The following is an 8,307-nucleotide window of genomic DNA, read 5'->3' as shown; positions in this document are numbered from 1 at the left end:
CAGCCGCTTGACAAACAAAACCCAGGGATGTCTTCACGGACAGGCGGATGAGGTCAGCGGCGCGGCGTCAGCTGCAGGATCTGCTCGCCCGCGGTCCGGCCGTCGCCGACTAGGCTGCCGGTGCGGTCGGTCCAAGCGCGCACCGGCGTGGTCTCGCTCCGCCGTCCCGGCTCGGCCGAAAGCGCCAGCACCAGCCCGCTGGAGCGGTTGACCAGCCGTGTGCCGCCGTTCGCCGGGACCAGGAACCATTGCTGGGCCACGCCAGAACCGGCGCTCACGGTCGGCGCGGTCCCCCAGGCACGGCCCGGAACTCCCAGTGCCAGACCGCTCGCGGCGTTGGTGATGCGGTAAGAACCGTCGCCGACCGGGGTGAACCACCAGTTCGCTCCATCGCCGGCCAGCCACGAGGGCACGGACGTGGTGCCGGTGCGGCCCGACTGGGCGAGCACGCGACCGGAGCCGATCCGGTAGACGCGGCCCGGGTCGACCAGGGACGCGGCCGGTGCGGCGGACGTGATGGTCACGTCGGCGTAGACGCCGTCGCGGCCGTCCGTGCACGAGATCGAGCAGTACGACCGGAAGGTCTTGCCCACGATCGTCCCGGTGGTCTTGCTCCCCGAGTCGACGAACCAGCGGTACCACGACTGGTCCCGGTACGAACCGGTGTCGCCGATCAGCCGCCACTTCGGGTTCGCCAGGTCCTCGGTCGCGTAGAACCGCTGCGGTCCGACCGAATCGACCGCCTCCGGCTCGCCGATGTACAGCCCGAGGTGCGCGTCGTAGGCGATGTTCATGACGAACAGGTCGGATTTCCGCGGCAGCGTTCCGGCGGCTACCTGCTGGGCGGCGGTGCCGGTGTTCGCCGGGTTGTAGTCCTTCTCCGGCGGCGTGTAGCCGAGAGGGTCGACGTCCGTGGGCACGAGGTTGCTTTCCTTGCCGCCGACGCCAGGCTGCGCCCATCGGCCGTCGTACCACTTCTGCCACGTTCCGGTGCCCATCTTCCCGGACATCGGCGCGCGGGCCACGTGCGCGAGGCCGCTGAACCCGCCGCCGCCCTGACCGGCCTTCGTCACGACGCGGGAACCGTAATAGACGTAGAAGTAGCCGGACTTCGGATCGGCGAACAGCCGCGGATCGCCGTCGCCGTAGTCGAACGTCTGGTTCGGGAACGCCGCCGTGTCGCCGCGTTTCGTCGAGTACGGCGACGTGATCGCGTGCCCGCCGATCCGCCAGGTGCGGCCCCGGTCGGCCGACACCGCCCAGTCGATCGCGTCGTAGTGGGAGAACGAATAGGCGCCGAAGGGTTCGGGGGTGAACTCGTTGTGCACCAAGCCGTACCAGTCACCGGTATCCGGATCGACCCAGGTGCCGACGAGATCGCAGAAGTTCTTCTGGGTGTAGCTGGACCCGGCGGGCGGGTCGGTCGCCTCGCGTCCGGTCGGGCTCGTGTTGCACCGCCAGGTGGTGTCGTTGTTGCGATCGCGCGGCTCGGCCGGGTTCACCGCGTCGCTCAGGCTCGCGTCGCGCTTGGCCGAGTCGAAGTCCTTGCCGGTGTAGAAGTCCCAGACCCGCGGGCCGTCTTTGCCGTAGAGGGCGGCGGACTGCTGGAAATAGAAGGTCCCGTCCCGGTCCAGGAACGGGGCGGCCGGCGTGTCCGTCGGGTACGGGTATTCGGCGACGGCCCCGACCGACACGGAGTAGCCGGGGTCGGCGTGCGCGGCCAAGGGCACGGTGCAGGTCCCGGCGGTGAGGGCCAGGACCGCACCGGCGGTCAACGATGTGCGGAAGCGTGGCATGGCTCGGTTCCTCGCAGGCGATCGGCATCAACAACCGACAAGAACGAACAAGTTCACACAGCTTTAGTGATCGATTGTGCACTGTCAACCCGCCATTCGACCTGCTTCGAGCAGGTCGGGCCGTTTCCGCCCGCGGGTCACGATGCCACCGCGAACCTGAGGGAAAATGTTGACAAGTGATTGGTAAGCGCCAAAAATGCGCAGCAACACGCACTGAGTGTGTGGTCTTCGACCTCGATCAGGTGGTGGCTGATGCGGTTTCACAAGCTCGTGGGCTCGACCTTAGCGGCGACGCTGCTGCTCGCCGGGTGCGGCAGCGGCGACGCGGCGGGCGGCGGCACTGGGGAGAACGCGCTCCCCGGCGCGGCCGAATTCCTTTCCTCGCCCTGTCCGGAGCCGGCGGCGAAACCGGCCGGCGGCGGGCAGCTCGTGTACTGGTCCATGTGGACCGCGGACGAGCCGCAGGGCAAGGTGCTGCAAAAAGCGCTGAAGTGCTTCCAGGACAAGACCGGCGTGAAGGTCGACGTGCAGTGGCTCGGCCGCAAGGCCTACACCCAGAACCTGGTCCCGGCGCTCAACACCGGCACCGTGCCCGACCTGTTCGACCAGGACGTCAGCAAGGTCGGCGCGGCGATCATGACCCCGGGCGGCACGCAGAGCCTCGACGACGTGTACGGCATGAAGATCGGCGAAGGCGACAAGACGGTCAAGGACGTCCTCTCCCCCACCTCGTACGACTTCCCGCAGAACAAGGACCACGAGGGGCACAGCTTCCTCGTGCCGTACGAGATCCAGTCCAGCGCCTGGTGGTACGACAAGGCGACGGCGGGCGCCGTCGCCGCCCCGAAGACCGTCGACGAGCTGATCGGCCTGTTCGACAAGGCGAAGGCGGACGGCAAGGCGGCGGTCAGCCAGGACGGCGACATCCCGTTCTACAACATGTACTACTTCACCCAGCTGGCCGAACGCTACGTCGGCGCGGGCGGGCTGGCGAAGGCGGCGCAGGACCCGACCGGCCGCGCGTGGACCGACGTGCCCGGGTTCCGCGAGGCCGCCGCGCAGACCGCGCGGATCTCGAAGTACTTCATCGACGGCTGGGACGCGGCCAAGTTCCCGCAGATCCAGCAGCGCTGGGCGGACGGCGACGCGCGGTTCCTGTACGTCGGCACCTGGGCGCCCAGCGAAACCCGCGAATACCTGGACAAACAGGGCGCGGGCACGAAGATCGACTACGGCTCGTTCCAGTTCCCGATGCCGCCCGGCGCCACGCACGACACCGTGGAGCAGATGTCGATCGGCTTCGCCGTGCCCAAGAAGGCCAAGAACGCCGACGCGGCCAAGGCGTTCATCGCCTACTTCCTCAACAAGGGCAACCTCGCCGGCATCCCCGCGGTGGCCGACAACCTGGTGCCCCGGCCCGACCTCGCGGTGCCGGACGACCTGAAGCCGGTCAAGACCGTGATGGACGACCAGAAGAAGGAGCACGTGCTGCAGTACGACGGCATCGACGCGATCGCCGGCGGCAAATGGCAGACCGACGTGTTCGACCCCGCCGACACCGCGCTGCTCAAGGGACAGCTGACCCCGGAGGCGTTCGTGGCGCAGCTCGCGCAGAAGTCCGCCGCCTTCTGGAAGAACCAGCACTGATGGCGACTGTCACGGAGGCGGCCCGGGCCGGGCGGCGGCCCGCGCTCGGGCCGCACCTGAGCCGCAAACGCAAGCTGTTCTGGCCGTTCGCCGCCCCCGCGCTGGCGCTCTACCTCGCGTTCCTGGTGCTGCCGACGATCGCGACCGTGGTGCTCAGCTTCACCAGCTGGTCCGGCGCGGGCGACACGCCGCGGCCTCAGGGCGTCGGGAACTACGTGCGGATGTGGCAGAGCGACGCGTTCCGCTACGCCTTCGGCAACACGCTGATCTACGTCTTCCTCGGCGGCATCGGCACTTTCCTGCTCGCGTTCCTGTTCACCATGGTGCTGCGGGACATGCGCGGCGGGAAGATCGTGCGGGCGATCCTGTTCTTCCCGAACATCGTCGCCCCGGTCGCGCTCGGCATGTTCCTCGGCTTCGTGTTCAAGTACCAGCCGGGCAAACAGGGGCTCGCCAACTACGTGCTGGAGCACCTCGGCGCGGACGCGGCGAAGTTCCTCGCGCCGGAGAACGTGACCGGCGTCGTGACCGCGTCGCTGATCTGGGCCAGTTCCGGCTTCTACATCACCATCCTGATGGCCGCGGTCGACCAGATCCCGCCGTACCTCTACGAGGACGCGGACCTGGGCGGGGCCTCGCCCTGGCAGAAGTTCCGCTCCATCACGCTCCCGCTCACCTGGGACGTGGTGGGCGTGGCCGGGGTGCTGTGGACGATCAACGCGCTCAAGATCTTCGAACTCGTCTTCGTGCTCGCCGGGCCGGGCACCTACGCGCCGCCGAACCGGGCGTGGACGCTCGGCATCTACGTGTTCGACCGGACCTTCGGCTCGAACGGCACGCCGGACTTCGGCGCGGCCTGCGCCTGCGCGGTCGCGATGATCGCGCTCGTCTCGATCCTCGTCGTCCTCCTGCGCCGGTTGATGCGCCGTGACGCCATCCAGTTCTGAAGGAGACCCTGTGACCGTCACGGAAGCACCGCCGCGCGGCTCCGCCCCGGGCAAGCCCCGGCGCACCCCGCCGCGCCGTCCCCGCCCGGCTCCCGGCAGCCGCAGGCTCAGCCCGCTGCGGCTGCTCGGCTCCGTGCTCGTGTGGCTGTTCACCGCGGGCAACCTGCTGGTGCTGTACTGGCTGATCACCGCGTCGTTCAAGACCCCGGTGGAGATCTTCACCAAGCCGTTCGCCCTGCCGTACCAATGGTTTCACGTCGGCAAGCCGTTCCGGAATTTCGTCTACGCCTGGAACAACGCCGGATTCGGCGACGCCGTACTGTCCACAGTGGTCCTCGTCGGGCTGGCGACGATCGCCACGGTCGCGGTCTCCGCCCCGTGCGCATACGCGCTCACCCGGCTCGGGGTGCGCGGTTCGGGCGTGCTGACCAACGGCGTCGCGATCGGCATGGGGGTGCCGTTCCAGACCGTGATCATCCCGCTTTTCGTCGCGTTCAGCGAGATCCACCTGGACAACCAATACGGGCTGTTCGTGCTCTACGTCGCCCTGTCGATCCCGTTCACGGTGTTCCTGCTGACCGGGTTCTTCCGGTCGCTGCCCGACGAAATCGAAGAGGCGGCGGTGCTCGACGGCGCCTCGCCGGTGCGGGTGTTCGTGTCGGTGGTGCTGCCGCTGGCCCGCGGCGGCGTGGTCACCGCGCTGACGCTCAACGCGATCGGGCTGTGGAACGAAACCCTGCTGGCGATCGTGTTCCTCAAGGACCAGGCCCACTTCACGCTCTCGCGCGCGCTGTTCACCTTCTACGGCGCGGCGAGCTACCAGTCCGAGTACGGCGGGCTGATCGCCGGGGTGGCGATCGTCGTGCTCCCGATGCTGCTGCTCTACGTCGTGCTCGCCCGCCGGATCATCACCGGCCTGACCCTCGGCGCCGGAAAGTAGGACTTCGATGGCCACCGTGAGCTTCACCGACACCACCCGCTACTACGCCGGGGTCGAACGCCCCGCAGTGGACGGGCTCGACCTCGAGGTCGCCGACGGCGAATTCCTCGTGCTGGTCGGCCCGTCCGGCTGCGGCAAATCGACCACCCTGCGGATGCTCGCCGGGCTGGAGGGCGTGGACGAGGGCTCGATCCGCATCGGCGACAAGGACGTCACCGAACTCCCGCCGAAGGAACGGGACATCGCGATGGTGTTCCAGAACTACGCGCTCTACCCGCACATGACCGTCGCGGAGAACATCGGTTTCCACCTCAAGCTCGCGCGCATGCCGAAGGACGAACGGGACCGCCGCGTCCGCGAAGCCGCGACCACCCTGGACCTGACCGAATACCTCGACCGCCGCCCGGCGAAGCTGTCCGGCGGGCAACGGCAGCGGGTGGCGATGGGCCGGGCGATCGTGCGGGAGCCGAGCGTGTTCCTGATGGACGAGCCGCTGTCCAATCTGGACGCCAAGCTGCGGGTGCAGACCCGCACGCAGATCGCCTCGCTGCAACGGCGGCTCGGCACCACCACGCTGTACGTCACGCACGACCAGATCGAGGCGATGACCATGGGCGACCGGGTGGCCGTGCTGCGCGACGGCGTGCTGCAGCAATGCGATTCCCCGGTCGGGCTGTTCGAGCGGCCGCGCAACGTGTTCGTCGCGGGCTTCATCGGCTCCCCCGCGATGAACCTCATCGAGACCACAGTGGACGGTTCCGGCGCGGCGGCGGGCGACGGCACGCTCCCGCTCACCCCCGCCCAGCGGTCCGCGCTGACCGGGCCGGGGATCGTCGTCGGCGTGCGCCCGGAAGGCTGGGACATCGGCGGCGCCGGATACCGCGCGGTCGTCGAAGTGGTCGAGGAACTCGGCAGCGACCAGTACCTCTACTGCCGGACCGGGGACCGGGTGCTGACCGTCCGTACTCCGGGCATGGCACCGTGGAAGCGCGGCGAAAAAATCTCACTGGCCCCGCGGACCGGCGCGGCGCACTTGTTCGACGCCGCCACCGGCGAACGGCTGCCGGACGCATGAGCACGATCAGCCGCACCGAACTCGTGCTCCCGGCGGCCGAACTCGGCCCGGAGAACCCGCTGCCGCCGCTGCTGCGGACCGAACCCGCGGCTTCGGTGTCCAACGTGGACGAACTGCCCGCGGACCTGGCGGCGAACCTTTCCTACGGCAGGCTGGACACGGTGCTGCCGTGCCGGATGCAGGACGGGTACGGCCGCGACCGGACGGAACAGCGGCTGCCCGCGCTCGTGCTGGAGAACGAGCGGCTGCGCGCCACCGTCCTGCCCGGGCTCGGCGGGCGGCTGCATTCGCTGCTGGACAAGGAAACCGGCCGGGACCTGGTGTACCGCAACCCGGTGTTCCAGCCGGCGAACCTGGCGCTGCGCGACGCGTGGTTCGCCGGCGGCGTCGAGTGGAACCTCGGCAGCACCGGGCACACCACGCTGACCTGCGCGCCGATGTTCGCCGCCGAAGCACCCGGCCCCGGCGGCGAACCGGTGCTGCGGCTCTGGGAGTGGGAACGCACCCGCGACCTGCCGTATCAGCTGGATTTCTGGCTTCCCGACGGGTCGCGGCAGCTGTTCGTGGGCGTGCGGATCCGCAACCCGCACGCCCACGACGTGCCGGTGTACTGGTGGTCCAACACCGCGGTGACGCAGACGGCCGGGACCCGCGTGCTGGCCCCGGCCGCGCGAGCCTGGCACTACGGCTACTCCGGGCGGCTGGAACTCGTCGACGTCGCGGACGAACTCACCTATCCCGCCCGGGCACAGACGGCGGCCGACTACTTCTTCGAAGTCGACGGTCCGCCGTGGATCGCCGCCGTCGACGCAGCCGGATACGGGCTCGGGCAGGCGTCCACGGCGCGGCTGCGCGGGCGGAAGCTCTTCGTGTGGGGCGAATCCGCGGGCGGGCGGCGGTGGCAGGAATGGCTCGCCCCGGGCATGGAGGGCTACCTCGAAATCCAGGCCGGGCTGGCGCGGACGCAGCTCGAACACCTGCGGCTGCCCGCGGGCGCCTCGTGGGACTGGCTGGAAAGCTACGGCCCGGTCGCGGCCGACCCGGAGATCGCGCACGGACCGGACTGGCCCGCCGCGCTCGCCTCGGTCGCCGCCGAACTGCCCGTCGCGGAGGAATTGGACCGGCGCTGGCGCGAATGGCGCGCGGTCGCAGATGCCGCGCCCGGAGAAATCCTGGCGACCGGATCCGGCTGGGGCGCGCTGGAAACCCGCCGGATGCTGACGGAACTGCCCGGCACGCCGTTTCCCGAGGACAGTCTCGGCGCGGCCCAGCAGCCGTGGCTGGATTTGCTCGACGGCGTGGCGCCCCGGGCCGACCCCGCCGCCGAACCGCCGGACACCCTGGTCAACCGCCACTGGGCCGAACTGCTGGAGGCGGTGCCCGACGAGGGCTGGCTCACCTGGTACCACCGGGGAATCGCGCGCTGGGCGGCAGGCGACCGCGACGGCGCGAAGGCCGCGTGGCACCGGTCGCTGGAGGCAGAGCCGAACGGCTGGGCATCGCGCAACCTCGCCGTCGCCCAGGAAGATCCGGCGCGCGCCGCAGAGTACTACCGGCAGGCATTGGACCTGCTGCCGAAACTGGCTCCGCTCGCCGTGGAAGCCGTCACCGCGCAGCTCGCCGCCGGAGATCCCGGCGCCGCACGGGAAATGCTCGAACCGTGGCCGCCCGAGGGCCGGTTCGCGTTGCTGCGGGCGCGAACCTCGCTCGCGCTCGGCGATCGCGAAGGGGCGCGCGAGGTCTACGAACGCGGCTTCACGGTGCCCGGGATCCGCGAGGGAGAGACGTCGCTGAGCGATGTGTGGCACGCGATCTCCGCTGGCCCGCTGCCCGCCGAATACGATTTCCGGATGAAAACCGGTGGTGGGGCCGGATGAGCGCGACCGGCCAGATGGGTGAACA

Annotated in this window: 6 protein-coding genes; 5 read left to right on the top strand and 1 reads right to left on the bottom strand. The window is 69.7% G+C overall.

All coding sequences use genetic code 11. The features are described from left to right. Nucleotides 1-53 precede the first annotated feature (53 nt). Nucleotides 54-1,796, bottom strand: a complete 1,743-nt coding sequence (locus EIZ44_RS24370; protein ID WP_134731388.1) for an RICIN domain-containing protein — start codon at nt 1,794-1,796, stop codon at nt 54-56. 252 nt (nt 1,797-2,048) lie between these two features. On the opposite strand from EIZ44_RS24370, the gene EIZ44_RS24365 reads away from it, so the two are divergent. From EIZ44_RS24365 to EIZ44_RS24345, 5 genes are read left to right on the top strand one after another with little or no spacing between them, the layout of a single operon-like run. Continuing rightward, on the top strand, nt 2,049-3,443 hold the full coding sequence (locus EIZ44_RS24365; protein WP_134731386.1) for an ABC transporter substrate-binding protein: 1,395 nt from the start codon (nt 2,049-2,051) through the stop codon (nt 3,441-3,443). Further along, nucleotides 3,443-4,390, top strand: a complete 948-nt coding sequence (locus EIZ44_RS24360; protein ID WP_037811270.1) for a carbohydrate ABC transporter permease — start codon at nt 3,443-3,445, stop codon at nt 4,388-4,390. The genes EIZ44_RS24365 and EIZ44_RS24360 overlap by 1 nt, the downstream gene beginning before the upstream one ends. A 10-nt stretch (nt 4,391-4,400) precedes the next feature. Continuing rightward, complete coding sequence (locus EIZ44_RS24355; RefSeq protein WP_037811268.1) at nt 4,401-5,330, top strand: carbohydrate ABC transporter permease; 930 nt, start codon at nt 4,401-4,403, stop codon at nt 5,328-5,330. Nucleotides 5,331-5,337: 7 nt separating this feature from the next. Next, nucleotides 5,338-6,405 (top strand): ABC transporter ATP-binding protein, encoded by a 1,068-nt coding sequence (locus tag EIZ44_RS24350; RefSeq protein ID WP_134731384.1) that lies wholly within the window; start codon nt 5,338-5,340, stop codon nt 6,403-6,405. Beyond that, nucleotides 6,402-8,282, top strand: coding sequence for a DUF5107 domain-containing protein (locus tag EIZ44_RS24345; protein WP_134731382.1), 1,881 nt, complete (start codon nt 6,402-6,404; stop codon nt 8,280-8,282). Before EIZ44_RS24350 ends, EIZ44_RS24345 begins: the two co-directional genes overlap by 4 nt. Nucleotides 8,283-8,307 lie beyond the last annotated feature (25 nt).

The organism is Amycolatopsis nivea, assembly GCF_004522235.1.
Lineage (GTDB): Bacteria > Actinomycetota > Actinomycetes > Mycobacteriales > Pseudonocardiaceae > Amycolatopsis > Amycolatopsis nivea.
The sequence above is the reverse complement of the archived record's forward strand: the minus strand, read 5'-3'. Positions and strand labels throughout refer to the sequence as shown.

Excerpts from the sequence above, each read along its gene's own strand:
- EIZ44_RS24370 (WP_134731388.1), bottom strand. The coding sequence starts at position 1,796 with ATGCCACGCTTCCGCACATCGTTGACCGCCGGTGCGGTCCTGGCCCTC.
- EIZ44_RS24365 (WP_134731386.1), top strand. The coding sequence starts at position 2,049 with ATGCGGTTTCACAAGCTCGTGGGCTCGACCTTAGCGGCGACGCTGCTG.
- EIZ44_RS24360 (WP_037811270.1), top strand. The coding sequence starts at position 3,443 with ATGGCGACTGTCACGGAGGCGGCCCGGGCCGGGCGGCGGCCCGCGCTC.
- EIZ44_RS24350 (WP_134731384.1), top strand. The coding sequence starts at position 5,338 with ATGGCCACCGTGAGCTTCACCGACACCACCCGCTACTACGCCGGGGTC.
- EIZ44_RS24345 (WP_134731382.1), top strand. The coding sequence starts at position 6,402 with ATGAGCACGATCAGCCGCACCGAACTCGTGCTCCCGGCGGCCGAACTC.